General features: G+C 52.6%; 23 protein-coding genes and 4 pseudogenes. 13 read left to right on the top strand and 14 right to left on the bottom strand.

Annotated features, from left to right (window positions below):
- Window positions 1-20 precede the first annotated feature (20 nt).
- The gene (betI, locus tag WH277_RS16725) at window positions 21-620 is read right to left on the bottom strand and encodes a transcriptional regulator BetI (protein ID WP_133845208.1); all 600 of its coding nucleotides are present in this window, start codon (window positions 618-620) and stop codon (window positions 21-23) included.
- A gap of 553 nt (window positions 621-1173) precedes the next feature.
- On the opposite strand from betI, the gene dtpA reads away from it, so the two are divergent.
- Window positions 1174-2667: a dipeptide/tripeptide permease DtpA gene (gene dtpA / locus WH277_RS16720; RefSeq protein WP_212814260.1), complete on the top strand. Its 1494-nt coding sequence runs from the start codon at window positions 1174-1176 to the stop codon at window positions 2665-2667.
- Window positions 2668-2713: 46 nt separating this feature from the next.
- Here dtpA and WH277_RS16715 read toward each other — a convergent pair whose 3' ends face one another.
- On the bottom strand, window positions 2714-3601 hold the full coding sequence (locus WH277_RS16715; RefSeq protein WP_339505981.1) for a pyridoxamine 5'-phosphate oxidase family protein: 888 nt from the start codon (window positions 3599-3601) through the stop codon (window positions 2714-2716).
- 2 nt (window positions 3602-3603) lie between these two features.
- Complete coding sequence (locus WH277_RS16710) at window positions 3604-4221, bottom strand: glutathione S-transferase family protein (protein ID WP_339505980.1); 618 nt, start codon at window positions 4219-4221, stop codon at window positions 3604-3606.
- Between the two features lie 93 nt (window positions 4222-4314).
- Between WH277_RS16710 and WH277_RS16705 the strand changes: the two genes are divergently transcribed.
- Both WH277_RS16705 and gstA read left to right on the top strand, forming a co-directional pair.
- The gene (locus WH277_RS16705) at window positions 4315-5232 is read left to right on the top strand and encodes a LysR family transcriptional regulator (protein ID WP_133845216.1); all 918 of its coding nucleotides are present in this window, start codon (window positions 4315-4317) and stop codon (window positions 5230-5232) included.
- A gap of 100 nt (window positions 5233-5332) precedes the next feature.
- On the top strand, window positions 5333-5938 hold the full coding sequence (gene gstA, locus WH277_RS16700; protein ID WP_133845218.1) for a glutathione transferase GstA: 606 nt from the start codon (window positions 5333-5335) through the stop codon (window positions 5936-5938).
- A 46-nt stretch (window positions 5939-5984) separates the two neighbouring features.
- Here gstA and pdxY read toward each other — a convergent pair whose 3' ends face one another.
- From pdxY to anmK, 5 genes and pseudogenes are all read right to left on the bottom strand, one after another.
- A complete protein-coding gene (gene pdxY / locus WH277_RS16695) occupies window positions 5985-6845 on the bottom strand; it encodes a pyridoxal kinase PdxY (RefSeq protein ID WP_133845220.1) in 861 nt (286 codons plus the stop codon).
- Window positions 6846-6916: 71 nt separating this feature from the next.
- Window positions 6917-8150 (bottom strand): annotated as a pseudogene (tyrS, locus tag WH277_RS16690) (tyrosine--tRNA ligase).
- 134 nt (window positions 8151-8284) lie between these two features.
- A complete protein-coding gene (pdxH, locus tag WH277_RS16685) occupies window positions 8285-8941 on the bottom strand; it encodes a pyridoxamine 5'-phosphate oxidase (protein ID WP_159337207.1) in 657 nt (218 codons plus the stop codon).
- Between the two features lie 64 nt (window positions 8942-9005).
- The gene (locus WH277_RS16680) at window positions 9006-9332 is read right to left on the bottom strand and encodes an MliC family protein (RefSeq protein WP_133845226.1); all 327 of its coding nucleotides are present in this window, start codon (window positions 9330-9332) and stop codon (window positions 9006-9008) included.
- A gap of 63 nt (window positions 9333-9395) precedes the next feature.
- Window positions 9396-10514, bottom strand: a complete 1119-nt coding sequence (anmK, locus tag WH277_RS16675) for an anhydro-N-acetylmuramic acid kinase (RefSeq protein WP_133845228.1) — start codon at window positions 10512-10514, stop codon at window positions 9396-9398.
- Between the two features lie 274 nt (window positions 10515-10788).
- Between anmK and WH277_RS16670 the strand changes: the two genes are divergently transcribed.
- Window positions 10789-11262: an outer membrane lipoprotein gene (locus WH277_RS16670; RefSeq protein ID WP_339506384.1), complete on the top strand. Its 474-nt coding sequence runs from the start codon at window positions 10789-10791 to the stop codon at window positions 11260-11262.
- On the opposite strand, the pseudogene slyA reads toward WH277_RS16670, so the two are convergent.
- Window positions 11252-11584 (bottom strand): annotated as a pseudogene (gene slyA, locus WH277_RS16665) (transcriptional regulator SlyA); the annotation flags it as partial. The gene WH277_RS16670 and the pseudogene slyA sit on opposite strands and share 11 nt — an antisense overlap.
- Before the next feature lie 347 nt (window positions 11585-11931).
- Here slyA and WH277_RS16660 point away from each other — a divergent pair.
- Entirely contained in the window at window positions 11932-12789 is an 858-nt protein-coding gene (locus WH277_RS16660; protein ID WP_171148578.1) for an efflux RND transporter periplasmic adaptor subunit, read from the top strand.
- Window positions 12786-14769: pseudogene (locus WH277_RS16655) on the top strand (FUSC family protein). The gene WH277_RS16660 and the pseudogene WH277_RS16655 overlap by 4 nt, the downstream one beginning before the upstream one ends.
- A 38-nt stretch (window positions 14770-14807) precedes the next feature.
- Here WH277_RS16655 and WH277_RS16650 read toward each other — a convergent pair.
- The 3 genes and pseudogenes from WH277_RS16650 to WH277_RS16640 form a co-directional block, all read right to left on the bottom strand.
- On the bottom strand, window positions 14808-15704 hold the full coding sequence (locus tag WH277_RS16650) for an aldo/keto reductase (RefSeq protein WP_133845236.1): 897 nt from the start codon (window positions 15702-15704) through the stop codon (window positions 14808-14810).
- An 87-nt stretch (window positions 15705-15791) separates the two neighbouring features.
- Complete coding sequence (locus WH277_RS16645) at window positions 15792-16031, bottom strand: DUF1289 domain-containing protein (protein WP_159337210.1); 240 nt, start codon at window positions 16029-16031, stop codon at window positions 15792-15794.
- Window positions 16032-16073: 42 nt separating this feature from the next.
- Window positions 16074-16988: pseudogene (locus WH277_RS16640) on the bottom strand (LysR substrate-binding domain-containing protein).
- A 101-nt stretch (window positions 16989-17089) separates the two neighbouring features.
- On the opposite strand from WH277_RS16640, the gene WH277_RS16630 reads away from it, so the two are divergent.
- The 6 genes from WH277_RS16630 to WH277_RS16605 all read left to right on the top strand — a co-directional run bounded on the left by WH277_RS16630 (window position 17090) and on the right by WH277_RS16605 (window position 22444).
- Window positions 17090-17734, top strand: a complete 645-nt coding sequence (locus WH277_RS16630) for an NAD(P)-dependent oxidoreductase (protein ID WP_339505977.1) — start codon at window positions 17090-17092, stop codon at window positions 17732-17734.
- A gap of 107 nt (window positions 17735-17841) precedes the next feature.
- Window positions 17842-19479 (top strand): phosphoethanolamine transferase EptA, encoded by a 1638-nt coding sequence (eptA, locus tag WH277_RS16625; protein ID WP_339505976.1) that lies wholly within the window; start codon window positions 17842-17844, stop codon window positions 19477-19479.
- Window positions 19480-19517: 38 nt separating this feature from the next.
- On the top strand, window positions 19518-20108 hold the full coding sequence (locus tag WH277_RS16620; RefSeq protein WP_133845244.1) for a TetR/AcrR family transcriptional regulator: 591 nt from the start codon (window positions 19518-19520) through the stop codon (window positions 20106-20108).
- Window positions 20109-20152: 44 nt separating this feature from the next.
- Complete coding sequence (locus WH277_RS16615; RefSeq protein ID WP_133845246.1) at window positions 20153-21253, top strand: alkene reductase; 1101 nt, start codon at window positions 20153-20155, stop codon at window positions 21251-21253.
- Between the two features lie 87 nt (window positions 21254-21340).
- Window positions 21341-21748: a lactoylglutathione lyase gene (gene gloA / locus WH277_RS16610; protein WP_133845248.1), complete on the top strand. Its 408-nt coding sequence runs from the start codon at window positions 21341-21343 to the stop codon at window positions 21746-21748.
- Between the two features lie 96 nt (window positions 21749-21844).
- On the top strand, window positions 21845-22444 hold the full coding sequence (locus tag WH277_RS16605; protein WP_339505975.1) for an exonuclease domain-containing protein: 600 nt from the start codon (window positions 21845-21847) through the stop codon (window positions 22442-22444).
- A 75-nt stretch (window positions 22445-22519) separates the two neighbouring features.
- Here WH277_RS16605 and WH277_RS16600 read toward each other — a convergent pair whose 3' ends face one another.
- Window positions 22520-22858 carry a Grx4 family monothiol glutaredoxin gene (locus tag WH277_RS16600; protein ID WP_133845252.1) on the bottom strand — a complete coding sequence of 113 codons (339 nt, stop codon included), beginning with the start codon at window positions 22856-22858 and terminating at the stop codon, window positions 22520-22522.
- 368 nt (window positions 22859-23226) lie between these two features.
- Here WH277_RS16600 and WH277_RS16595 point away from each other — a divergent pair, with 368 nt between their 5' ends.
- Window positions 23227-24099 (top strand): C40 family peptidase, encoded by an 873-nt coding sequence (locus tag WH277_RS16595; RefSeq protein WP_133845254.1) that lies wholly within the window; start codon window positions 23227-23229, stop codon window positions 24097-24099.
- 42 nt (window positions 24100-24141) lie between these two features.
- On the opposite strand, the gene cydH is transcribed toward WH277_RS16595, so the two are convergent.
- Window positions 24142-24231, bottom strand: a complete 90-nt coding sequence (cydH, locus tag WH277_RS16590) for a cytochrome bd-I oxidase subunit CydH (RefSeq protein WP_133845256.1) — start codon at window positions 24229-24231, stop codon at window positions 24142-24144.
- Between the last annotated feature and the right edge of the window lie 191 nt (window positions 24232-24422).

Here is a 24422-nt window from a genome sequence, read left to right as displayed (position 1 = left end):
ATCGGCCATGTCTCCTCCTGTCAGGGGGTGGGTGCGCTGTTCAGCCACAGCGCAAGATTTTGATAACAAAGCATGCGGGCCTGATCCAGGCCCTGTTCCATCGGCTGAGGTGCCAGCGTCATGCGCAGCCACACCCCATCAATCAGCGCCGCAAGACATGCACCTGCGGCACGGGCCTGTTCCTCAGGCAAAACACGGCGGAAATGCGCCGTCAGATTGGAATAAAGGCGACGATCGTTCATGCGTTGCAGGCGGTGCAGATTTGGCTGATGCAGGCTGTCAGCCCAAAACACCAGCCAGGTTTTCAGCACTGGCGCAGCAATCTGTGTAACGTCAAAATTGCCATCGATAATAGCGCGGATCTGCGCAGCAGGGTCCGGTGCCGCCTTCTGACGATGGTGCTCTAATGCTACATAGAGGTCAGAGAGGATCTGGCGCATACAGGCGTCGAGCAGACCGTTTTTGTCGCCAAAATAGTGGCTGACAATCCCGGTAGAAACCCCGGCTTCTTTCGCTATTAATGCCAGACTGGCATCTGCCAGTCCGACCCGGTCAATTACCGTCAGCGTCGCATTAATCAACTGCGCCTGACGAATCGCCTTCATTCCAATTTTTGGCATTGCTTCATCGGTTTTAACTATTGAATGAGCTTAATTGTAGACGTTTTATATTGAACGTTCAATTAATAAAAAACATTTGGAACTTATCAGTTGCTTTGCAACAAAAATTATCACACCTTCTGTGATTAAAATCACACAAAGTGGCTTTACCTGTTATTCACTCCACACACCCGTATACAACAACCAATAATCACTAAGAAAACCCTATAAAGCAGTCAATAAATCTCACAAATTTATTTATTTAAGACGTTACAACCAGAAAAGCCCTCACCAGAATTATTGTCTGCCCATCGGACGATCACGCAACAACCACTGGTGCAATCATTCACATAAAGCACCAAAATCAGCACAATAAAACAAGTAAACTGCAAGCCCACTCATTTAAGACTGTTATTTCATCAGTTAGCGATATTGAAATAACGCTTGCCTCAAGGCCTGCAATCGGCGAAATTATTTGGCGTTTTTCCATCTTATAACTATACGGTGAGCGCACGTCCCGCGTTACGCCGACTTATTTCCTGTCACGAAACAGGTCAAGCATTCAGAGGTACTAGTGTCAACTGCAAACAAGAAACCTGAGGTAGCAAGCCTCAACGCGTTCAAGCAACCCCGATCGTTTTATCTGATTTTCTCCATCGAGTTATGGGAGCGTTTCGGTTACTACGGCCTGCAAGGGATTATGGCTGTCTACCTGGTGAAAATGCTGGGGATGTCAGAAGCGCAGTCCATTACCCTGTTCGCTTCGTTCAGCGCCCTGGTGTATGGACTGGTCGCCGTTGGCGGATGGCTCGGCGATAAGGTGCTGGGAACCAAGCGCGTTATCGTGCTCGGCACGCTGGTGCTGGCGCTGGGCTACGCGCTGGTGGCCTGGTCAGGTCACGACATTAGCCTGGTGTATATCGGCATGGCGACCATCGCCGTGGGTAATGGCCTGTTTAAAGCTAACCCGTCGTCTCTGCTGTCTACCTGCTATGAGAAAGACGATCCGCGCCTCGACGGTGCGTTCACCATGTATTACATGGCGATTAATATCGGGTCCTTCTTCTCTATGCTTGCCACGCCGTGGCTGGCGGCGGAGTTTGGCTGGAGTACGGCATTTGCTCTGTCATTTGTCGGCATGCTGATCACCCTGGTGAACTTTATGTTCTTCCGTAAATGGGTGAAAAATCACGGTTCGAAAGCAGATTTTTCCCCGCTGGACATTCGCAAATTGCTGATGACGCTGGTTGGTATTGTCGTCATGATCACTCTGGCAACCTGGTTGCTGCATAACCAGGGTATTGCCCGCCTGGTACTTGGCGTGATCGCTGTCGGTATCGTACTGGTGTTTGCCAAAGAAACCTTCGCACTGAAAGGCCATGCGCGCCGCAAGATGATTGTCGCTTTTGTACTGATGGTACAGGCTATCGTCTTCTTCGTGCTGTATATGCAGATGCCCACCTCGCTGAACTTCTTCGCTATTCGTAACGTCGAGCACAGCATTCTGGGCATCACTTTCCAGCCAGAGCAGTTCCAGGCACTGAATCCTTTCTGGATTATGGTGTTCAGTCCGTTGCTGGCCGCTATCTATAACAAGATGGGCGACCGCCTGCCGATGCCACATAAGTTTGCGCTGGGCATGGTGCTGTGCTCCGCAGCCTTCCTGGTGTTGCCGCTGGGTGCCTCTCTGGCTAACGAGTTGGGTATTGTTTCCGTCAACTGGCTGATCCTCAGCTACGCGCTGCAAAGCGTTGGGGAACTGATGATCTCTGGTCTGGGCCTGGCGATGGTGGCACAGTTGGTTCCACAGCGTTTGATGGGCTTTATCATGGGTTCCTGGTTCCTGACCACCGCAGGTGCTGCCATGGTGGCCGGTAAAGTGGCCAACCTGATGGCGGTGCCAGAAAACATTACCGATCCGCTGCTGTCGCTGCACGTTTATGGTGATGTGTTCCTGAAAATCGGCATCGTCACTGGGGTGATCGCTGTACTGATGATGTTCACAGCTCCCCTGCTGAACCGTATGACTCAGGACGGGACCCCCGCTCCGCAGAACGCGAATGACTGATTACTAACAGTATGATGATGAGGGCGACAGTGATGTCGCCCTTTTTTTATCTTTCAGCTGCCAGTGTGGACACGGCATATTCCACGTCCGTTCCGGTAGCGGGTAATAACTGCCTGAGGCGCAGGATGCGTTCCGGTTCAACCGTCCAGTAACGTTCCACTCGCCCTTCCCCCGGTGATTGCCACAGGATCTCAGCCCTTCCCTGAATATGCAGTGCTGCACCCTGATGGAAGTCCATGATCAGCAAAGCACAGCGGGGATCCAGCAGCAGGTTTCCCAGCGTGTTCATATAACGATTACCTGAATAATCCGGGATAAAAAGCTTTCCCTGCCTGAGGGTGATAAACCCGGGTAACCCTCCCCGATGCGAGATATCCGCCCCTCCCATTCCCTGACTGCGCGGTGCATGGCTGGCCACAAAGAAAGTATCCGCAGCAGAAATCAGATAGCGCGCATCGGCATCCAGCGTGTAGAGAGGTTCGACATGCAGCGATCGTCGCTTATCCTGCGCGGGCAGTGTTCGTCGCTGGATATACTGCGGACAGTTGCCAAAACTTTCCTGTACATGCAGCTGTAGCCGATTGTCACTGAAACCCTCTACCACCGCGTTGACCCGATTACGGCGACGGCTGGCGAAGTCGATACCAAGGCCACCGAACGCCATTCCGGACTTCAATGCAGGCAGATAAGGTACCGCCTCGATGGCACTGCGCAGCAGGGAAAAATGGCTCTCATCCGGCGTAGTAATGAACCCGGGAGCCCCCTGAACCAGGGCTGCAAACGGGTAACCGCTGTCATCCTGTACGGTCATATAGAAAGTCTGCAGGTCCTGATAAAACAGACGGTGCTGTTCAGGCATCGATGGATAAAGGGCGGCTTTCACCTGCTGATAGCCTGCTTTTTTCTGCGCCTGCAACTCCCCTGGATGGAACATCGTTACGCTTCCGCCGGTAAAGGCAGAGGTGGCAGCGTGATAAAGCCCGGCAGTGCGGCCGTCTGCTGCAACCAGGCCTGAATGTGGGGATAGGCATGCAGACCAATGCCCCCTTCAGGCGCACAGGCCACGTAGGCATAACAGGCCAGATCAGCAAGGGTGGCACGTTTTCCCACCAGCCACTGACGATCGCTAAGATGTGCCTCCAGTTGAGGTAAAAATTTCTTTGCCACATATACCGCTGAAGCGTAGTTTTCCGGCGCGTTGAACTGCTTAATCAGACGCGCAGACGCCACACCATAACGGATTTCTCCGGCGGCTTTTGCCAACCACTGGTGCACCTGCACCTCCTCCAGCAAATCAGCCGGCAACCAACCACTGTCGGGTGCGTAGCGCTTCACCAGCCAGATAAGAATGGCATTACTGTCGCTGATCACCGTGTCACCATCCACTAAAACGGGCACCTGCCCGAGAGGATTGAGCGCCCGATATCCGGCACTTTGTCTGACCTGGGCATCAGCTTCAACCCAGGTGGCGGAAAGACCCAGTATGCTTAACAACACGCTGACGCGGTGAACGTGGCCGGAAAGTCCGGTGCCATATAACGTTAATGAACTCATGATGATCTCCTGTTTTTTACTCAGCTTACTCTTGCTGAAAACGAGGTAAACAGGCAAAAATAGCAATTCATAATTTCGCAAAGTGGAATAATCATGGATAAACTGGATGAACTGGCGGTGTTTGTCGCCGTGGTGCAACAGGGGAGCCTTGCCGCAGCGGCACGCACTCTGCGGCGGTCGCCTCCGGCGATTACGCGTGCCCTGACAGCGCTGGAAAGCCGTTTTGCCGTGAACCTGATTGAACGAACTACCCGGCGTCTGTCGCCCACGCCCGCCGGACTGGCGCTTTTTGAACGTGCAAAAGGCGTGCTGGAGGATTATCAGCAAGCACTGAACGCCACCACCCGCAATCAGCTGAGTGGCAGGGTCCGTCTGACCGCGCCGGTTCAGTTCGGCCGCCAGCATATTGCACCGCTGGTGCTGACATTTCTCGATCGCTACCCCGATATCCAGATTGACCTGATGCTCAGTGACCGTTATCAGGACCTCATCGAACAGGGGCTGGATATGGCGGTACGCATCGGCCAGTTGCGGGACTCCTCACTGGTGGCGACGGAGGTGGGTCAGGTGCAAAGGATGCTGGTTGCCAGCCCTGACTACCTCACCCTGCACGGCACACCGCTGACGCCCGCCATGCTGATCGATCATCACCTCATCGCCAGTGCGGCACTCACCGCGCAAAGAGAATGGCGCTTCGGCCCTGAGGTGCAGCAGGAGCGAGTACGCATTACGCCAAGACTGACTGTCAATGAGGTCGAAACTCAGCTGATTGCTGCCCGCGCCGGGAAAGGTATTGCCCGCCTGCTCTCTTATCAGGTGCATGATGACCTGCTGCGGGGCACCCTGATCGAAATTCTGCCGGACTTCCGCCCTCCGGCCGTTCCAGTGCAACTGGTCGCGCAGAACGTAAAATATATGCCGGCAAAAGTGCGCGCATTCTGGGATCTGGCCCGAACATCTCTGCCTGAACTGAGCAGTCTGGGGCAGCAGCGTTTGCCAGTGGTTAATTAACCCGCAAAAAATGCGCCATTGTCCGCGCGTTGACACTGACTTTTATGTTCTTCGGCAGTAAGCTGAGGAGATCGTCATCATTCAATGAAAGGAGCGAGCAATGAAGCTGTTCTGTAAACCCGGGGCCTGTTCACTGTCACCCCATATTGTGCTGCGCGAATCCGGCCTTGATTTCACGCTGGTCACCGTGGATACCAAAACGAAGAAGACGGAACAGGGCGAAGACTATCTGCGAATCAATCCGAAAGGCCAGGTTCCGGCGCTGCAACTGGATGACGGGTCGGTGCTGACTGAAGGCGTGGCGATTGTGCAGTATCTTGCCGACCTCAAACCTGACCGCCAACTGCTGGCCCCACCCGGCAGCCTGACACGCTACCATACGCTCGAATGGCTCAATTATATTGCCACTGAACTGCATAAAGGGTTCAGCCCGCTGTTTCGCCCCACCACTCCGGACGAGTTTAAGGTACTGTCCAGAGAATTGCTGGAGCAGAAATTCCAGTACGTGAATGCCGAATTAAAAGAGAAGCAGTGGCTGATGGGGCTGCGTTTCACCGTGGCAGATGCTTATCTGTTTACCGTGACCCGCTGGGCTCATGCGTTGAAGCTGAACCTGAGTGGACTGGATGCGTTAAACGACTGGTTTGAACGGGTGGCTGCGCGCCCTGACGTGATCGCTGCGCTGAAAGCTGAAGGGTTGAACTAATGACGACGGCAGGCCTAAAAGGCCTGCCCGGTATCGCGATAGCGGGTCAGAGTTTCTCTGCCGCAAAATGCTGCTGCGGTTCAGCAATCGCCTGCTGTGCAGCAACCAGCTGTAGCTCATACTCACCCATCTGATGGGTTTTCAGCATCACTTCATACACAGCGGCCGTCACATGTTCCAGCGCCTGTTGCAGCGATAGCCCGTGCAGAAGGTCCACCAGCAATAATCCGCTGGTCAGGTCACCCACCCCTACCGGCTGGCGCACGCCAAAGTCAATCAGCGGACGGGCAATATGCCAGGCTTCATCTGCCGTCACCAGCAGCATTTCGAAGCGATCGCTACGGTAACCGGCCCGCGCAAGGTGCTTAATCAGCACCACTTTTGGCCCTTTAGCAATCAGCTCACGTGCTGCCGCAACAGCCTGCTCCACATCGGCCACCTGACGCCCGCTCAACATTTCCAGCTCCAGCAGATTGGGCGCGATAATATCACTGGCGGGTAGGGAGGCATTCGCATGGAACTCAGCCACACCCGGTGCCACAATGCAGCCCTTTTCCGGATGACCCATCACCGGATCACAGAAATACCAGGCTTCCGGGTTTGCCGCTTTGACCATCCGTACAATCTCAAGAATAGCCTCTCCCTGCTCGGCGGAGCCGAGATAACCACTTAACACCGCATGGCAGGTTTTCAGACGATCAATATCACCAATACCCCGGGCAATCTCGGTCAGATGGCTGGCCGGCATGACCGTTCCGGCCCAGTGACCATACTGAGTATGGTTGGAAAACTGAACGGTATTCAGTGGCCAAACGTTTGCGCCCAGGCGGCGCATAGGAAATTCTGCTGCACTGTTTCCGGCGTGACCAAAAACAGTATGGGACTGGATGGAGAGAATATTTTTCATCGCGCGACTCTGACCCTTCTTGCCTAAAAAAAGCCGGCATTGCCGGCTTCAGTACGTAACGAACCTGCTTATTATTTCCAGCTGATTAAGCTGTAGTTCTTTTTACCACGGCGCAGCAGGGTGTATTTGCCGTACAGGCGGTCGGCCTCTACGAAGGCATACTCTGCCTCCGTTTGCAGTGCACCGTTGATGCTGATGGATTTCGCCTCGATCAGTTTACGAGCCTGACCACGTGACGGGGCCAGCTCGGTATTGACCAATGCCTGTTGCAGATCCTGCCCGTTTTCCAACTCAACACCCGGCATGCCATCCTGTGCCAGCTGTGCCAGATCCTGTTCCGTGAGTTCGCTCAGCGCCCCGGAGAACAGGCTTTGGGTAATGCGCTGTGCAGCCACCAAACCGTCCTCACCGTGTACCAGTTTGGTCACCAGTTCGGCCAGAACATACTGGGCACGGGGTGCTTTACCGCTGTTTTTGTCTTCATCTTCCAGTGCGTTGATCTCGTCAATACTCAGGAAAGTGAAGAACTTCAGGAAACGATATACGTCTGCGTCAGCGGTGTTGATCCAGAACTGATAGAACTTGTAAGGGCTGGTTTTTTTCGCGTCCAGCCACACAGCGCCACCTTCGGTTTTACCGAATTTGGTGCCGTCAGATTTAGTGATCAGCGGAACGGTCAAACCAAACACCTGGTTCTGGTGCAGACGACGCGTCAGGTCGATACCGGAGGTGATGTTCCCCCACTGGTCAGACCCACCAATCTGCAACGCCACGCCGTGGCGCTCGTTCAGACAGGCGAAGTCGTAACCCTGCAGCAGGTTGTAAGAAAACTCAGTAAAGGAGCTTGTTAATCATCTGGTTAACAGAGAAGTGCTTGCCAATATCACGCAGGAAGGTCAGCACATTCATGCCGCCAAACCAGTCATAGTTGTTGGCTGCAATCGCGCTGTTGTCGCCGCAGTTGAAATCAAGGAAAGGGGCAACCTGATGGCGGATTTTATCGACCCATTCATTCACGGTATCACTGGTGTTCAGCTTACGCTCGGCTGCTTTAAAGCTCGGGTCGCCGATCAGGCCAGTTGCGCCACCGACTAAAGCCACTGGCTTATGTCCGGCATCCTGAAAACGTTTCAGGCAGAGCAACGGCACCAGATGCCCCAAGTGCAAGCTGTCGGCAGTCGGGTCGAAGCCACAATAGAGTGCGATTGGCCCCTGCGCCAGTCGTTCTGCTAACGCCTCTTCATCCGTTACCTGGGCGACAAGGCCCCGCTCTTGCAATTGTTTGATCAGGTTACTGCTGGCCATCTAAGACTCCATGTGAAAAAGTCTGCACCTAAGCTGGTACACAGCTTTCCGCTGAAACGCGGAGAGAAAATAAGGGATATAGAATAATGGGCCGGACCGCTGCGATCCACCCATTGACGGCATTATTTCGTGTTTTAGGGTGCCAGGCGGTCGATTTTCCATGCGTCATCTTCACGCTGGTAGAAAAAACGGTCATGCAGACGGTGAGCGCCGCCCTGCCAAAACTCCATTGAGTCAATGTTGACCCGATAACCGCCCCAGAAACTCGGCAGCGGAATTTCACCCTGCTGGAACTTCTGCTTCAGTTCAAGGAACTTGCCTTCGAGAATGCCACGGGCAGAGATGCGGCTGGATTGCTTCGACACCCAGGCCCCCAGCTGACTGTCTCGCGGGCGGCTGTGGAAGTATTTCAAGACTTCTAGCGTAGATAAACGCTCAACACTCCCCAGCACCATGACCTGACGTTCCAGCATATGCCAGGGAAACAGCAGGCTGATGCGCGGGTTAATTTCAAGCTGCTGCGCTTTGCGGCTGCCCAGGTTGGTGTAAAACACCATGCCGCGCTCATCAAAATGCTTCAACAGGACGATACGCTGATAGGGTTGTCCTTGGTCATCCACCGTGGCCACACTCATGGCCGTGGGATCCGGCAACTGTGCTTCAACCGCCTGGTTAAGCCAGTGTTCAAACAAGGTCAACGGATTAGCGGGGAGATCCTTGCGGCGCAGGCCGCCACGGGTGTATTCACGCCGCAGATGGGCAATTTGTTGCAGATGGTCGCTGTCAGTCATCGCTCTGGCTTCTGATAAGTAGGGATACCGCATTGTGCGCCGCACCCTACAATAGTTCAATGGGTTAACTGGCTGGTTGCTGAAGCTGACAGTCATCGATAATGATTTTGTCATTGCGCTCAATGAATGCGCTGTCGCCCTTCGACCAGAAAACGTAATGCTCATCGCTGTAGCGGGTTCCGGACGCCGCAGGCTGCTGCTTCAGCACCAGCGGTTGACCGTCGAGGATCAGGCTGACTTCGCTTTTACTGTTATCCAGTTTGACCGTTAACGGCAGCGTGCCGCAGGTATAATGCAATGTGTTGACCGGCGTATGAGAGTCGGTCTGAAAATAGCTGCATCCTGACAGCGCCACCAGCATGCCGGCGACGGCGATATACCCCTTTTTCATTGTTTATTCCTTGTGAGCTACGGGAGGTTCACTTAGGCTAAAACGTCTTTTCAGGTGATGCAATCAGCGAAAAGGACGATTTGCCGGGAATATTGCCCCGATCACGCTGGCCTCACGCGCACCGGTTACCGACGGTAAATTGCCGGGTAACCCACTCAAGGTACACCAGGCCAGCCAGGCGAAAGCCAGTGCTTCCATATCATCGCCACTGATGCCAGCCTGGTCGGTACTCGTCACTTCCGTCCCGGCCAGCTGCGCCGCCAGACGGGACATCAACAGAGGATTGTGGCCCCCACCGCCGCAGACCAGCAGCCTGTCACACCCCCCGCTGAGTAAGACCTGTTGTGCGATAGTGGTTGCCGTCAGTTCCACCAACGTTGCCTGCACATCCTGTGCGGGCAGACCCGGGAAGGATGACAGCTGCTGTTCCAGCCAGCTCAGATTGAAATATTCGCGTCCGGTACTTTTCGGTGCACTCAGTGCAAAATAGGGGTCACTGAGCATCTGTTGCAGCAGTGGCCAGGCCACGTTACCGCCGGCCCCCCATGCCCCCTCTTTATCATAGGGTTTGCCCTGCTGCCGCCAGATCCAGGCGTCCAGCAGCATATTGCCAGGCCCGGTATCAAACCCACGCAATGTTTGCCCGGGTAGCAGCAAAGACAAATTCGCAATGCCTCCGATGTTCAGCACCATGCGGCGCTCAGTGGGGTGCATCAGTACCGCATGGTGGAAAGCCGGCACCAACGGTGCGCCCTGCCCGCCCAGCGCCATATCGCGCCTGCGGAAATCGCCCACTACGGTGATACCCGTTGCTGCTGCGATTTGATTATTATCGCCAATTTGTAAGGTATTTGGGGCATCGCCCTGCGGCTCATGCCACACGGTCTGGCCGTGACAACCAATGGCGGTAATATCATCCGCTGACAATCCCTGCTGCTTGAGTAACGCCAGTACCGCATCCGCAAACAATCGTCCTAAGCGGGTATCCAGTTGCCCTAACTGCGACAGCGTTAATGATTGCCCCTGGCAGATTGCCAGGATCTGCTGGCGCAGCGTTTGTGGGATCGGGTGACTATAGCTGGCCTGCTGTGCCACCATATGTTCATCAATCACCGCCATCACCACATCAACGCCGTCCAGGCTTGTGCCAGACATAACGCCAATAAACCGACCTGATTTCATGCCTTCGCCTTATCCCGTCTGCGGGTATGAGTGTCATTGCGCCAGCCTGGCAAAATTAGCGCGTCAATTCTATGATTTAGTGATCTTTTATTCACGTTGTTAACGACGTCGTATTTTCTTGTCGTGATTGAATCCACGTTTAAGCACTCCAGGTTATCTTTCTGCGGTGCTTTTACAAACTAATTGTGAGAAAGGCGCGGCTTGTACCTTATAATAGTGTTATTGACCGCTGCCCGATGATCCGCAGCACCTGCTACACATAGGAGTTTTAATGATGACGATGCGTTTATTAATCGTGGCGCTTGCCGGGATAACGCTGGCTGGCTGTGTAAATGACAATACTCTTTCCGGTGATGTTTACAGCGCCTCTGAAGCTAAACAGATTCAGACCGTGAGTTACGGTACGCTGGTATCTGTTCGTCCGGTGCAAATTCAGGGTGGCGATGACAGCAACGTTATCGGTGCCATTGGTGGTGCAGTACTGGGCGGTTTCCTTGGTAACACAGTTGGTGGTGGTGCGGGTCGTAGTCTGGCAACCGCAGCTGGTGCCGTCGCTGGTGGTGTTGCAGGCCAGGGTGTTCAGGGCTCGCTGAATAAAAGCCAGGGCGTTGAGCTGGAAATCCGCAAAGATGATGGCAACACCATCATGGTGGTCCAGAAACAGGCTGTAAGCCGCTACTCTGTAGGTCAGCGCGTAGCAATGGCGTCAAACGGTAGCCAGATCACTGTTTCCCCAATGACACAGTAGCGCGGATGTCATCACGAGTCGCATCAATCACATGCTCAACCTGAGTAATAATCGGTTCTGCCTGCGCAGTGAGGCTGATACGCTTAGCACGGCGGTCATTCGCACAGGTGCTGCGCGTGATTAACCCTTTCTCTTCCAGCTGGTCGAGGGTGCGTACCAAAGAAGGTTGCTCAATACCAATGGCTTTTGCCAGCTGAATTTGCGACTGTTCAGGCGGTAGCTGGTGGATGTTCCAATGGGTTTGGTCAGCTGCAACGGTTTCAATCGTGATCATTAATGGCGCCAGACGACCAATCTTGACAGTCGGTTCCCAGAGTTGTATTCAATTTCTACCTCTTATAATTAGCTTGCTAGCTATCAAGCATGATTTTAGACTATTCTGCGAGTTTACAAGGCAAAACACAAATCCATCATAATCAGATGGACGCATTCAGTTATCCTCATCGGTAATTCACTGGTCATAGGGATTTTGTGTGTGATGACATCAATATTAACGGCTGCCAGCCCCATCACCGAGCTGGTGTCGGGGACTCACTTTTTTTCCGCCCCTGTTCAAAGTCGTTCTGCTCGGTTTTTTCTTATGGCTGTACTTCATCCGTTACTGCGTGACTGGATTGTTTACTCTCTGCATAGCCGCCTCTCTGGGGTTGTTAATCGTCGGGTAACGTAATGAAACTAAATTATTTAAGATACTTTTCCACCGTGTTTTTTTTCGCGGCGGCACTCTGTGCCGGCTGGTGGATGTGGAATTACTATATGCAGTCACCCTGGACACGAGATGGCAAAGTCAGAGCCGAACTGGTCAGTATTACTCCACAGGTTTCCGGGCGCATTGTTGAGCTCGATGTCGAAGATAACCAGTTTGTGACTAAAGGAACCCGCTTGTTTACCCTTGATGATAAGCCCTATCGTATTGCCGTACTGAATGCAGAAGCCCAACTGGCAAAAGCACAGTCGGACCTTATCAAGGCACAGCATGAGGCTCATCGCCGTCAAAATCTTGGCCGTAATGTTATTTCAGAAGAAGCGCTTGATGTCGCTAATCTCAACGTCAAGGCAATGGAAGCAAACGTTAAGGCTGCTCAGGCTGAGGAGGACCGTGCACGCTGGAACCTGTCGCAAACCGTGGTTTTTGCCCCCACCGATGGCTGGATCAACAATCTGGAAACCCGGATAGGCAACTACGCCACCACCGGATCACCGCTGTTTGTGCTGGTAGATAGCCATTCGTTTTACGTGATGGGTTATTTTGAAGAGACCAAACTGCGTCATATCCGCACAGGCGCCAAGGCGAATATCACCCTGTACAGTAACGATCAGCCACTCACCGGCGTGGTACAAAGTATTGGCCGGGCAATCTACGACCAGAGTATCGAATCCGACAGCGGCCTGGTGCCGGATATCAAACCGAACGTCCCCTGGGTCCGGCTGGCCCAGCGCGTACCGGTGCGTATCCGCCTGACTCATCTTCCGCCCGCCATAACACTGGTCGCCGGGACCACCTGCACAATTTCTGTCCAGCAATGAGTCGACTTAATCTGAGCTGGCTGCAATGGCAGCAGTTGCCGTGGAACAAAGCCACTGCTGCGCAATGGCGCTACGCCTTGCGTTATACCATCGCCATGTGTCTGGCCTTGAGTATCGCTTACGGTCTTCAGCTGGATGAACCTTACTGGGCGATGACCTCTGCTGCCGTGGTGAGTTTTCCTACTGTTGGCGGCGTGATCAGTAAAAGCCTCGGGCGCATTGTGGGGAGTATGCTGGGCGCGACGGCAGCCCTGGTGATCGCCGGTCATACACTGGACGAGCCATGGCTTTTTGCCGTGTCGATTGCAAGCTGGCTGGCTTTGTGCACGTGGATATCAAACCATTATCAGAATAATGTGGCCTACGCCTTTTCGCTGGCAGGCTATACCGCCGCCATCATCGCCTTTACCTGTGTCAATGAAGTTGAGATCGACAGTATATGGACCATTACGCAGGCACGCGTCTGTGAGGTCATTTCCGGAATACTGTGCGGCGCACTCATGATGATGATCTTGCCCAGCACCTCGGATGGAGAGACGTTAATTCATTCCCTCAAAGAGATGCACAGCAAGCTGCTCGCCCATGCAACGGAGATGTTAAATAAAGAGGACACCAGCACGATACGCCAGGCCCACGAAAACGTGATTGGCGAAATCCTGACAATGAATCTGCTGCGCATCCAGGCATTCTGGAGTCATTACCGCTTTCGCCGTCAAAACAATGTGCTGAACTATGTTTTGCACCAGCAGTTGCGCCTGACCAGCATTATCTCCAGCCTGCGTCGGATGTTGCTTAACTGGGAAAACCCACCAGAAAACCCTGGAAGCCATGGCTAAGGGTGAAAAAGATAAGTATTACCTGGCGCAAATACTCTATCGCGCTGCCCCGATGGACACGACGGACTATCGGCACCGGGCCTTCTGGGAGCAGCTACGTTATTTCTGCTGGCTGTATCTGAATATCGCACGCTGGCTACGCCAGTTCGAACGTGCAGATAACCATACGGATCTCACTCCTCCGGTTGTGCCATCACTGGCTCGCGAAGCAGATGGGGCAGAAGCCAGCTGGAATGCACTGCGAACCTTTTGTGTGATTTTTTTCGGAACCAGTTTCTGGATCACAACGCAGTGGGATTCCGGTGACTCAGCACTGACGCTGGCCGCTATCAGTTGCGTGCTTTATTCATCTTCTGCATCCCCGGTCAGCAGCGCCACATTATTGATCAAAACACTGGTGCTGCTGTCACTCTTCAGCTTTGTCATGAAGTTTGCTTTCATGATTCAGGTGACCGTACTGTGGCAATTTCTTATCGTACTTTTCCCTCTGCTGATCACCATGCAACTGATTAAATTACAGGATAAAAAACGGGCTGCCCTTTGGGGGCAACTGGTTGTTTTTATGGGGTCCTTCCTGTCAGTCACCAATCCTCCCACCTATGATTTTTCGGGTTTTGTTAATGATAACCTGGCAAAAGTCTGTGGCGTGGCGATGGTCTGGCTGGCCTTCTGTATTTTGCGTCCCAGTTCTGATAAACACCGCAGCAGGCGTCATATCCGCGCTTTGCGCAGTGAGTTTGTCGACCAGTTGGGAAGACGCCCTCGCCTAAGTCAGAATAGTTTTGAATCGTTGGTTTATCACCGCATCAACCAACTTAAAAATAGTCGCGATGACCAGGCACATCTGTGGCTGATGCGCTGGGGCGTTGTATTGCTCAACTGTTCGCATATTGCCTGGAATCTGCGCAACTGGAAAACACCCTCTTCAGCATTAGCAAATATACGCGACGCCGTGCTACACGATTTGCAATCTATTATCAGTGAACGCGGGATACACCCTATTCCCCTGAACGATACGTTGAAAACACTACAACAGCGCATCGATATACTGCGTGATACTCATGAAGATCAAGGCATCGATCTGGCCGGGATTATCTGGCGTTTATACTGTTCACTCTCACGGTTGCAAACGACATCAACGTGATGTCGTCAGACAATGATGCTACTACTGTTGATTGCGGATTACGGCACATCAAAACCCAGGGCCGCTTTACGAATACGGAACCACTGCTGACGAGTCAGCGTCACGTTAACCGCTCTCGCTGCCGCGCTGACTCGTTCAATTTTACCACTTCCAATAATCGGCAGTGGCTTAGAAGGTAATTGCAGAATCCAGGCATAAATCAACTGCTCAATATTCTCTGCACCGGTCTCTTGCTGGATCAATAACAGTTCATCACGCAGCGGCTGGAACTCAGGTGCGCTGAACATCGTCCCGCCTGCAAGACATGACCATGCCATCGGCCTGACCCGCATCTGCTGACACTGATCCAGCGTACCGTCTAATAACAGCGGCTGGTGCACAGGGGAAATTTCAACCTGGTTGGTGACCAGTGTAAACGGCAGTCGTGACTGTAACAGCGAATATTGTGCAGGAGTAAAGTTAGATACACCGAAATGTTTTACTTTTCCGCTTTGATGAAGCTGCTGAAACGCACTGGCAACTTCATCTGCCTCCATGAGGGGATCGGGACGATGGATCAATAACAGATCGAGGTAGTCGGTATTAAAATAACGCAGGGAATTTTCAGCACTCGTCATGATGTGCGCGGCATCAGTGACATAGTGACCCAGGGCGTTGTCTGGGTTTGCCGTTGTGGCAATCCCGCATTTCGTCACCAACTCCAGACGTTGACGCAAAGACGGTTGCAGGCGCAGCGCTTTGCCAAACTCGGCTTCACACTGATAGCCGCCATAAATATCAGCGTGGTCAACCGTACTGATACCACATTCCAGATGTTGCTCAATAAATTGCACCAGCTGCTGAGAGGTCATTCCCCACTCCATCAACCGCCAGTATCCCATCACCAGCGGTGAAAATGACGGTCCCTGTGGGGCGATCTGTACACGTTGTAGCATCTTATTCTTACTCCCGTTGATGAAATAGCTGACCCGGATAATACGCCATCAGGTCATCGCTACAACAGGGGCGGATCAAACTCCGCGTCAAAACAACGTGGGTTGCTCTGGCTGATCCGGAATGTCTGGATTCTCCCCACGACGCTGGCGCTGGAGACGCAGGCGACACAGACGCAGAACGTCACGTTTCTGTGCATCGTTATACGTCATCCAGTTGAACCGTTCTTCACGGCTACGCAGGCAGCCACGGCAGTAACCGCGTTCGTTAACCTGACAGATCCCGCGACAGGGACTGGGTACCGGGAAAAACTCTAATTGCTCTGCCACCGCCACTCCTGGTAAGTTCACTCTGTCTTCATTGAAGACGGCTCATCCCATGTCTGCAAGTGTGACCCGGTGATTTTTACTAAAATAGTCACGTAACGCACGTAACGCCTGCTGACTTTTCTCCGGTAAAACGCGTTCCAGCGTGAGTGCCGTCAGCTTTAGAGGGCTGGCGCGCCACTCAGGCAGCAGCACCATGAGTTGCCCGCTGTGCAGCTCCTCCTGTATCTCCTGCAACGGCTGCAATGACAGCCCCATCCCCGCAACGGTAAATGCACGCATCACGTTCATACTGTCACTGACTACCTGCCCTTCAGCCAGACGCAGCGTCAACGCCCCTTCTCTTGGATGATGGAAATCAATATGGCGGTGCGTCCGATGACCGTGTATCCAGCGATGGGCTGAGAGTGCCTGCGGCGTTTGCGGCACGCCATAACGGCTGAGATAGGCGGGTGCTGCGCAGATAACCATCGGCCATTCTGCCAGCGGATGGGCAATAATATTGGCATCACTTAACTGGCGGCTAAAGCGTAAAGCAATATCAATCCGATGCTCAATCATATCCAGCACGTTATCGGTGGCAATAATGCGTAGCTTCAGCCCCGGATTCTGTTGTAACAAGGGTGATAACGCACTACACAGCGGCTGGCCGCCGATCCCTACCGTTGCGCTGATGCGCAACTCTCCGCTCAGCGTATCGCGCATTTCCGCGAGTCGTGTTTACGCTTCCAGCGCGTGGTGAAGCATGGCCTCGCAGCCCGGATAGAATGCCGCCCCCGCCTCAGAAAGTGTGAGCTTTCGGGTTGAACGATGCAGTAATGGCACACCCACCGCCTGCTCAAGTGCCCGCAGATGCTGGCTAACCGCTGAAGGCGACATGCCCAGACGGCGTGCAGCGGCTGCCAGAGAGCCTTCGCTGACAACCGTTGCAAACACGGCCATACGATTGAGTTTTTCCATTATTCGTAAGTATCACTTCATTATAAAAGCTAAAATATGCCACTTATCATCCTATCTGTTAAGCCGTAAAGTTGAATCCACACTTACAGAGGAATGAATAAATGAAAATTACCATTATTGGCGCAACGGGTTTTGTCGGCCCTGATGTTGTAAAAGAAGCCCTGGCACGCGGCCATCAGGTGACGGCCCTCTCTCGCTCAGGAAAAAATCTGCCTTCAGATCCTCAGTTGACTGTGGTCACAGGTGATATTCATGACAGCGCCTGGTTGAGTGGCGTTCTGAAAGGTCAGGATGCCGTCATCAGCGCCTATAATCCGGGTTGGGCGGAGAGCGATCTTTTTGAAAAATTTACCCGCGGCAGCCAGCAAATCCTGCAAGCCGTAAAAAGCAGCGGCGTGAAGCGCATACTGGTAGTGGGTGGCGCTGGCAGCCTGGAAGTGGCTCCGGGCGTAGAGTTGGTCGATACGGAAGCCTTCCCGGCTAATATCAAACCCGGCGCGCTGGGTGCACGTGCATTGCGTAATCAGCTTCAGGCTGAAGAACAGGCGCTGGAGTGGACTTACCTTTCCCCGGCCGCGGTTCTCGAACCAGGCCCGCGCCCCGGGCAGTTCCGTCTGGGCACCACCTCATTACTGATGGATGGAGACAAACCCGCGTCTGTCAGCGTTGCTGATCTGGCCGTAGCCATCCTGGACGAAATCGAACATCCGCAACATATTCGCCAGCAGTTTACCGTTGCTTACTAATATTATGGCCCGCTTCTGGCGGGCTATCCCGATGTTTAAGCAAAGTTAAGGTTTATCTAAGCTTTCCCGGTTACTCTTGTTTCAGATTATTCTGTTACTGGACGACCATGAAACGCCTGAACAAGTTACGTTGTAATGAAATTACCTTTAACGTTTGCGCTGCGCTGTTTTTCGCGCTGATACTCAACAGTATCTTCCTGCTTCGGGCATGGGAAATTATTCCCTATCAAGGACTGCACGACTATCTTTATGCGGCTACGCTTCCTCTGGTGCTGTTCTGCGCCTTTTTAGTGATCTTCAACGTCGCCGCCCTGCCGTGGCTACGTAAGCCTTTATTGGTGATACTGATCGTTGCCAGTGCCGCCGCCAACTACTTTATGTACAGTTTTGGTACGGTGATCGATACCAACATGATCCAGAACGTGTTTGAAACGGATCTGCAGGAAGCGACCTCGCTGTTCAGCGTGAAATATCTCCTCTGGCTGCTGCTACTGGGCGTACTCCCTGCGGCGATCATGTTGCTGACCCGAATCGAAAACAACCGCCCGTGGTGGATGGCTATCGTCTGGCGCGCAGTGACGTCTCTGGGTGCCATTCTTGTGGTACTTTTGGTGGCAGCGCTGTTCTACAAAGATTACGCCTCGATGATCCGTAATAATAAAGGTCTGGTGAAAATGATCACGCCAGCCAATGTGGTCAGCAGTATTGGACACTACACTGACAACCGCTGGTTTGCGGGTGATCAGGCGCTGATTAAAATAGGCCAGGATGCCCGTAAAGGCCCACAGTTAGCCGGTGAGCAGAAAAAAACACTGGTGATTTTTGTGTTGGGTGAAACCGCGCGGGCTGAAAACTTCTCACTCGGGGGCTATACGAGGGAAACTAACCCAAAACTGAAACGTGACAATGTCATCTACTATCGCAACGCTACGTCCTGCGGCACCGAAACCGCCATCTCCGTGCCCTGCATGTTTTCTAATATGCCGCGCCAGCAGTATGACGCGGGTCGTGCACACCATCAGGAAGGATTGCTGGATGTCATGGCGCATGCCGGTGTTAACGTACTCTGGCGAGAAAATGACGGTGGCTGTAAAGGTGCCTGCGATCGCGTACCTCATACTGATATGACCAAATGGAAGGTCAGTGCATTATGCAAAAGTGATTACTGCCTTGATGACGTGCTGCTGCATCGCCTCAGTAACTATATTGACAGCGTGAAGGATGACACGGTGATTGTCCTGCATCAGATGGGCAGCCATGGCCCGGCGTACTATCTGCGTTACCCGGATGCCCTGCGACAGTTCACACCAACCTGTGACAGTAATCAGATTCAGGACTGCGACCCTCAGGCGCTGGTCAATACTTACGACAACTCCATTCTCTATACTGACAGCATGCTGGACAGCACGATTAATCTGCTGAAGTCGTACAGTGATAAATACAACGTGGCGATGGTCTATCTCTCCGACCACGGGGAGTCTCTGGGGGAACATGGGATGTATCTGCACGGCACCCCCTACGTGTTTGCACCGAGCCAGCAGACACATATTCCGTTTTTACTCTGGATGTCACCGGACTACGCCACCGCATTTGGCATTGATCAGCAATGCCTGCAACGACAGGCGCAGACCGATGATGTCTCTCAAGACAACATCTTCCATACCCTGTTGGGTATGATGAATGTGCAAACCCGGGAGTATCAACCTTCTCTGGATATGATCCGATCGTGTCGTAAAAGCAGCTAAGGGTTGAAACCGACCGTTCGGTCTAGTACTCTGCTGCTATTAATAAAACGACCCGCTTTGACACACGTGAACATCTGCTCGATACCGGTGAACTGCTCTGCCTTCAGCGCGGCTTCAACGGTATGGGCCTGATCGAGCTGCTCAAACAGGCAGAAGTGCCAAAAGGGTCGTTCTACTACTACTTTGCCTCTAAAGAAGTGTTCGGCGTTGCCATGCTGGAACGCTACTTCGCCCGCTATCATCAGCGTCTGCAAGATTATCTGAATGATCATCAGGATGATTCCCGCCAGCGCGTGCTCGACTATTATCATCAGTCACTCTCTTACTGTGAAGAAAGCAGTTTTGCGGGATGCCTGTCGGTGAAATTATCCGCCGAAGTCTGCGATCTGTCTGAAGCTATGCGCAGTGCGTTACATGCGGGATCAACCGCGTTGATGGATACCCTGAAGGCATCACTGGAAAGAGCACAACAACAGCAAACACTGCATGCTGACGTGAACAGTGCAGCCTGTGCACAAACCCTGTACACGCTGTGGCTGGGCGCCAGTCTGCAAAGTAAAATCTGCCGTGATAATGCACCGTTACTCAATGCATGGCAGGAAATGACGCGCATATTGCGTAAAGCTTAAAAAAAACAACCCACACTAGTCGACCGGTCTACCAGGAGTAAGTTATGAAACTGAACACGCTGTTTACCCCGTTGAAAACCGGTGCCATCACCGTGCCTAACCGCATTTTTATGGCACCGCTGACGCGCCTGCGTAGCATTGAGCCCGGCGATATCCCTACCCCACTGATGGGTGAATATTATCGCCAGCGCGCAACTGCCGGGTTGATTATTACTGAAGCGACACAGATCAGCTTCCAGGCGAAAGGTTATGCCGGTGCACCGGGATTACATTCATCAGAGCAGATGAGTGCCTGGAAAGCGATTAACGCCGGGATTCATCAGGATGGCGGCCACAGCGCCGTGCAGCTCTGGCACACCGGGCGTATTTCTCATGCCAGCCTGCAACCTGAAGGTAAGGATCCCGTTTCTGCTTCTGCTATTAATGCCGAAACCCGCACATCCCTGCGTGATGCAGAGGGGAAACCGGTACGCGAGGCCACTTCCACACCGCGCGCATTAGCCACGGCAGAAGTTGCAGGCATCGTTGGTGACTTCCGTCAGGCCGTAATTAATGCACGTGAGGCCGATTTTGATCTGGTTGAACTGCATGCCGCTCATGGCTACCTGATTCACCAGTTCCTTTCTCCGGCATCCAACCAGCGTGACGACCAGTACGGTGGCAGTATCGAAAATCGTACCCGCTTTGCGCTGGAAGTCGTGGATGCCGCCATTGCAGGCTGGAGTGCCGATCGCATCGGTATCCGTATTTCTCCGCTGGGGCCTTTCAACGGTCTGGATAACGGCGAAGATCAGGAAGAAGCCGCCCTGTACTTTATTGCTGAGCTGGCAAAACGCCAACTGGCCTACCTGCACATCTCTGAACCTGACTGGGCCGGTGGCAAGCCTTACACCCGTGAATTCCGTCAGGCCATCCGTGCTGTTTATCCTGGCGTCATTGTCGGCGCGGGCGGTTACACGGCAGAAAAAGCCGAAGCCCTTATCGGGCAAGGCCTGATTGATGCTGTTGCGTTTGGCCGCAGCTATATTGCCAACCCGGACCTGGTCGCGCGTCTGCAAAACGATGCTCCGCTGAACGAACCTAAGCCAGAAACTTTTTATGGCGGCGGTGCCGAAGGCTATACAGACTATCCGTTCCTCGGTTAATTTCCACAAGGGTTCGCACCCGATGGCATAATCGTTATACTGGTTTTTTTACGTCATCCATCGATGACGCCGATAAAAGAGGATGTTATGCGTTTACTTCACACCATGCTGCGCGTTGGCGATCTGCAACGCTCTGTTGATTTTTATACTAAAGTGCTGGGCATGCGCCTGCTGCGCACCAGTGAAAATACCGAATATAAATACACCCTCGCGTTTGTCGGCTACACCGAAGAGAGCGAAGGTGCTGTCATTGAGCTGACCTACAACTGGGGCGTGGATAAATACGACCTGGGCAATGCTTACGGACATATCGCACTGGGCGTGGATGATGTGGCCGCGACCTGCGATCGTATCCGCAACGATGGCGGGAACGTGACCCGTGAAGCCGGTCCGGTAAAAGGTGGCACCACCGTGATCGCGTTTGTTGAAGACCCGGATGGCTATAAAATTGAGCTGATCGAGAACAAACAAGCGGGTAACGGCCTCGGCCACTAAGTATTTCGGGTGCCTTTTAGGCACCCGCTTCCCCTCCCTGCTGCATCCCCCGACAAAATTTGCCATAATGCGCGCTGCCTTTTTTTCTCCTGTGAGATGCCGATGTCTGAATCGAATGAACTGAATACCCTTAGCAGCCGTTTTCGCGGTTTTTATCCAGTCGTTATTGATGTTGAAACCGCCGGTTTTGATGCCAAAACTAACGCATTACTGGAAATCGCAGCGGTGACGCTAAAGATGAATGACGATGGCTGGCTGGAGAAAGATGAGACGATCCATTTCCACGTAGAGCCTTTTGTCGGTTCAGTTCTGCAACCTGAAGCGCTGGCATTTAACGGTATCGACCCGGAGAATCCGCTGCGCGGTGCGGTCAGTGAACATGAAGCGTTGCATGCCATTTTCAAACTGGTGCGCAAGGGAATTAAGGAGAGCGGCTGTAGCCGGGCGATTATGGTGGCACACAACGCCACATTCGATCTGAACTTCATGAATGCGGCTGCCGAACGCGCCAGCCTGAAGCGTAATCCTTTCCACCCATTCGTCACCTTTGACACTTTTGATAACGCCCAGGCACACTCCGCACTGTACGATACCCTGCAAACGGCCGATCTGTTCTGCGAACTGGTCAACCGCTGGAAACGTCTGGGAGGCTGGCCACTGCCGGTTGATGCAGAAAGTGACGACAGCGAAGAATAAAGCAACGTGCTGTAAACTCGAAAAAAAACCGGACCTCTCAGGGCCCGGTTTTTTTATGCTGCCAATGTGCCTGCGTTACTCTGCGGCGTCAGACGGATATTTCTGCGCAGTTTCTTTAATCAGCTGCTGCAGCTCGCCGCGCTGATACATCTCGATGATGATATCGCAGCCACCCACCAGCTCACCGTCTACCCACAGCTGTGGGAACGTTGGCCAGTTGGCATATTTTGGCATTTCTGCACGGATGTCCGGGTTCAGCAGAATATCAACGTACGCGAAGCGCTCGCCACAAGCAGATAACGCCTGAACAGCCTGAGCAGAGAAACCGCAGCTTGGCAGTTTAGGGGACCCTTTCATGTACAACAGAATAGGGTTTTCAGAGATCTGACGTTGAATTTTTTCAACAGTACTCATAAATATCTTCCTCAATACGATACATCGTGTGTAGGCTGGGCGCAGCCTGCTTATTGTAGCGATTCTGCCCTGGCGATGAAAATGACATTTTCACATGCGAGAGAGGTAAAAATGTGACCAATAGACAAAACAGGGAAACAAAATAACATTTTCTTATCATCACTGCTGCACCTGTTATGACTAACACTGGTTTTATTGCTGGGTTAACCACCTGATTGTGCTCAATATTACATCATTTTCTTGATCTGTATTATTGAAACAAAAAAGACCTTACCCTTTGTTAAGAAGTTAGATTAGAATTGGCCTAACCTTCTGCATACCGCAGAAATCTCTTTTTTTTTGTAGCGCACAAACTGTTAATGGGAACGATGCGTTTACTCATCACGCTCTTCATACTGGCTTTCACTCAGTTGTTCTTCAACATGGCGCACGCATCGCCACATGCCCCTATTAATGCAAAACAGCAAAAAGCCGAAAGCAATACTGCACGTGTAGATGACCGCCGTAAGCGCCGCCCGGTAAAAGCCACTTCGACCAAAAAAGTCAAAGAACCTGTCAGTAAGAAAGCCAAAGAAACCGCTAAAAAAGAACCCTCTAAATCAGCACGGCTTCTGCTGGCAAAAAAACTGAAAGAGAAAGAAAAGAAAAAAACCAGCGTGGCCCCGGTGCGTAATGCGAAGGTGGAGAAGAAAACACTGAGTAAAAAACTCGCGGCCAGCAAAAAAGCAGATAAAAAACATTATGGTCGTCAACGCGCAGGCAGCAAAGCCACTGACGATGATAACGATGCTCTGAACGCCCCGCTCAAACTCAGCAAAGCGCATCGCGCTCGCTACCAGAAAGCACGTGAGACGGCGATGAACAAGCTGATGGGCCAGCTCGGTAAACCTTATCAATGGGGCGGCACCTCTCCGAAAACCGGTTTCGACTGCAGTGGTCTGGTGTGGTATGCCTATAAAGACCTGGTGAAGTTCAAGATCCCACGCACGGCTAATGAAATGTACCATCTGCGTGATGCGGCTTCGATTAAGCGCGATCAGTTAGAGAAAGGTGATCTGGTCTTCTTCCGTATTAACGGACGTGGCACAGCAGATCATGTTGGCGTCTATCTGGGTGGAGGGAAATTTATTCAGTCTCCACGGACAGGTAAAGATATTCAGGTCAGTGCGTTGAGCGAAGATTACTGGCAGGAACATTACATCGGTGCGCGCCGTATGATGACGCCTAAAACGATTCGATAATGCGTGTGGGTTCGGGAAGAGTTTCCTCCTCCCGTGCAAGAATTAATGCATTACCGCCGTAAAACTAAACGCAATAATCATCAGCAGTGAACCCACAACGGTCAGCGCCGTCATTTTCATATCAGTGTTCATTCTCTCTCCTCAATAACCTTGTTATTAGTAAGCCAACAGATTTTCCCACAGTTACCCGTAAAAATCTCGTTTTCTGTGCGCAGCCTTGTTAGAATTCTTTATTCCGTTGCGCAACACCGTTGGCAACGTGTAAAAGTCAGCACTGCATGTCACTCTACGGACGATTTTACCCCTTCCCGACCCTTTGAGAC

It is taken from the genome of Erwinia sp. MYb416 (assembly GCF_037479575.1).
Lineage (GTDB): Bacteria > Pseudomonadota > Gammaproteobacteria > Enterobacterales > Enterobacteriaceae > Erwinia > Erwinia rhapontici.
Note: the sequence above shows the minus strand (reverse complement) of the source record. Positions and strands in the feature narration are given on the sequence as shown.

What these genes read in the sequence shown, in the direction of transcription:
- betI (WP_133845208.1), bottom strand. Translation starts at nt 620, where the DNA reads ATGCCAAAAATTGGAATGAAGGCGATTCGTCAGGCGCAGTTGATTAAT.
- WH277_RS16715 (WP_339505981.1), bottom strand. Translation starts at nt 3,601, where the DNA reads ATGTTCCATCCAGGGGAGTTGCAGGCGCAGAAAAAAGCAGGCTATCAG.
- WH277_RS16710 (WP_339505980.1), bottom strand. Translation starts at nt 4,221, where the DNA reads ATGAGTTCATTAACGTTATATGGCACCGGACTTTCCGGCCACGTTCAC.
- WH277_RS16705 (WP_133845216.1), top strand. Translation starts at nt 4,315, where the DNA reads ATGGATAAACTGGATGAACTGGCGGTGTTTGTCGCCGTGGTGCAACAG.
- gstA (WP_133845218.1), top strand. Translation starts at nt 5,333, where the DNA reads ATGAAGCTGTTCTGTAAACCCGGGGCCTGTTCACTGTCACCCCATATT.
- pdxY (WP_133845220.1), bottom strand. Translation starts at nt 6,845, where the DNA reads ATGAAAAATATTCTCTCCATCCAGTCCCATACTGTTTTTGGTCACGCC.
- pdxH (WP_159337207.1), bottom strand. Translation starts at nt 8,941, where the DNA reads ATGACTGACAGCGACCATCTGCAACAAATTGCCCATCTGCGGCGTGAA.
- WH277_RS16680 (WP_133845226.1), bottom strand. Translation starts at nt 9,332, where the DNA reads ATGAAAAAGGGGTATATCGCCGTCGCCGGCATGCTGGTGGCGCTGTCA.
- anmK (WP_133845228.1), bottom strand. Translation starts at nt 10,514, where the DNA reads ATGAAATCAGGTCGGTTTATTGGCGTTATGTCTGGCACAAGCCTGGAC.
- WH277_RS16670 (WP_339506384.1), top strand. Translation starts at nt 10,789, where the DNA reads ATGACGATGCGTTTATTAATCGTGGCGCTTGCCGGGATAACGCTGGCT.
- WH277_RS16660 (WP_171148578.1), top strand. Translation starts at nt 11,932, where the DNA reads ATGAAACTAAATTATTTAAGATACTTTTCCACCGTGTTTTTTTTCGCG.
- WH277_RS16650 (WP_133845236.1), bottom strand. Translation starts at nt 15,704, where the DNA reads ATGCTACAACGTGTACAGATCGCCCCACAGGGACCGTCATTTTCACCG.
- WH277_RS16630 (WP_339505977.1), top strand. Translation starts at nt 17,090, where the DNA reads ATGAAAATTACCATTATTGGCGCAACGGGTTTTGTCGGCCCTGATGTT.
- eptA (WP_339505976.1), top strand. Translation starts at nt 17,842, where the DNA reads ATGAAACGCCTGAACAAGTTACGTTGTAATGAAATTACCTTTAACGTT.
- WH277_RS16615 (WP_133845246.1), top strand. Translation starts at nt 20,153, where the DNA reads ATGAAACTGAACACGCTGTTTACCCCGTTGAAAACCGGTGCCATCACC.
- gloA (WP_133845248.1), top strand. Translation starts at nt 21,341, where the DNA reads ATGCGTTTACTTCACACCATGCTGCGCGTTGGCGATCTGCAACGCTCT.
- WH277_RS16605 (WP_339505975.1), top strand. Translation starts at nt 21,845, where the DNA reads ATGCCGATGTCTGAATCGAATGAACTGAATACCCTTAGCAGCCGTTTT.
- WH277_RS16600 (WP_133845252.1), bottom strand. Translation starts at nt 22,858, where the DNA reads ATGAGTACTGTTGAAAAAATTCAACGTCAGATCTCTGAAAACCCTATT.
- WH277_RS16595 (WP_133845254.1), top strand. Translation starts at nt 23,227, where the DNA reads ATGCGTTTACTCATCACGCTCTTCATACTGGCTTTCACTCAGTTGTTC.
- cydH (WP_133845256.1), bottom strand. Translation starts at nt 24,231, where the DNA reads ATGAACACTGATATGAAAATGACGGCGCTGACCGTTGTGGGTTCACTG.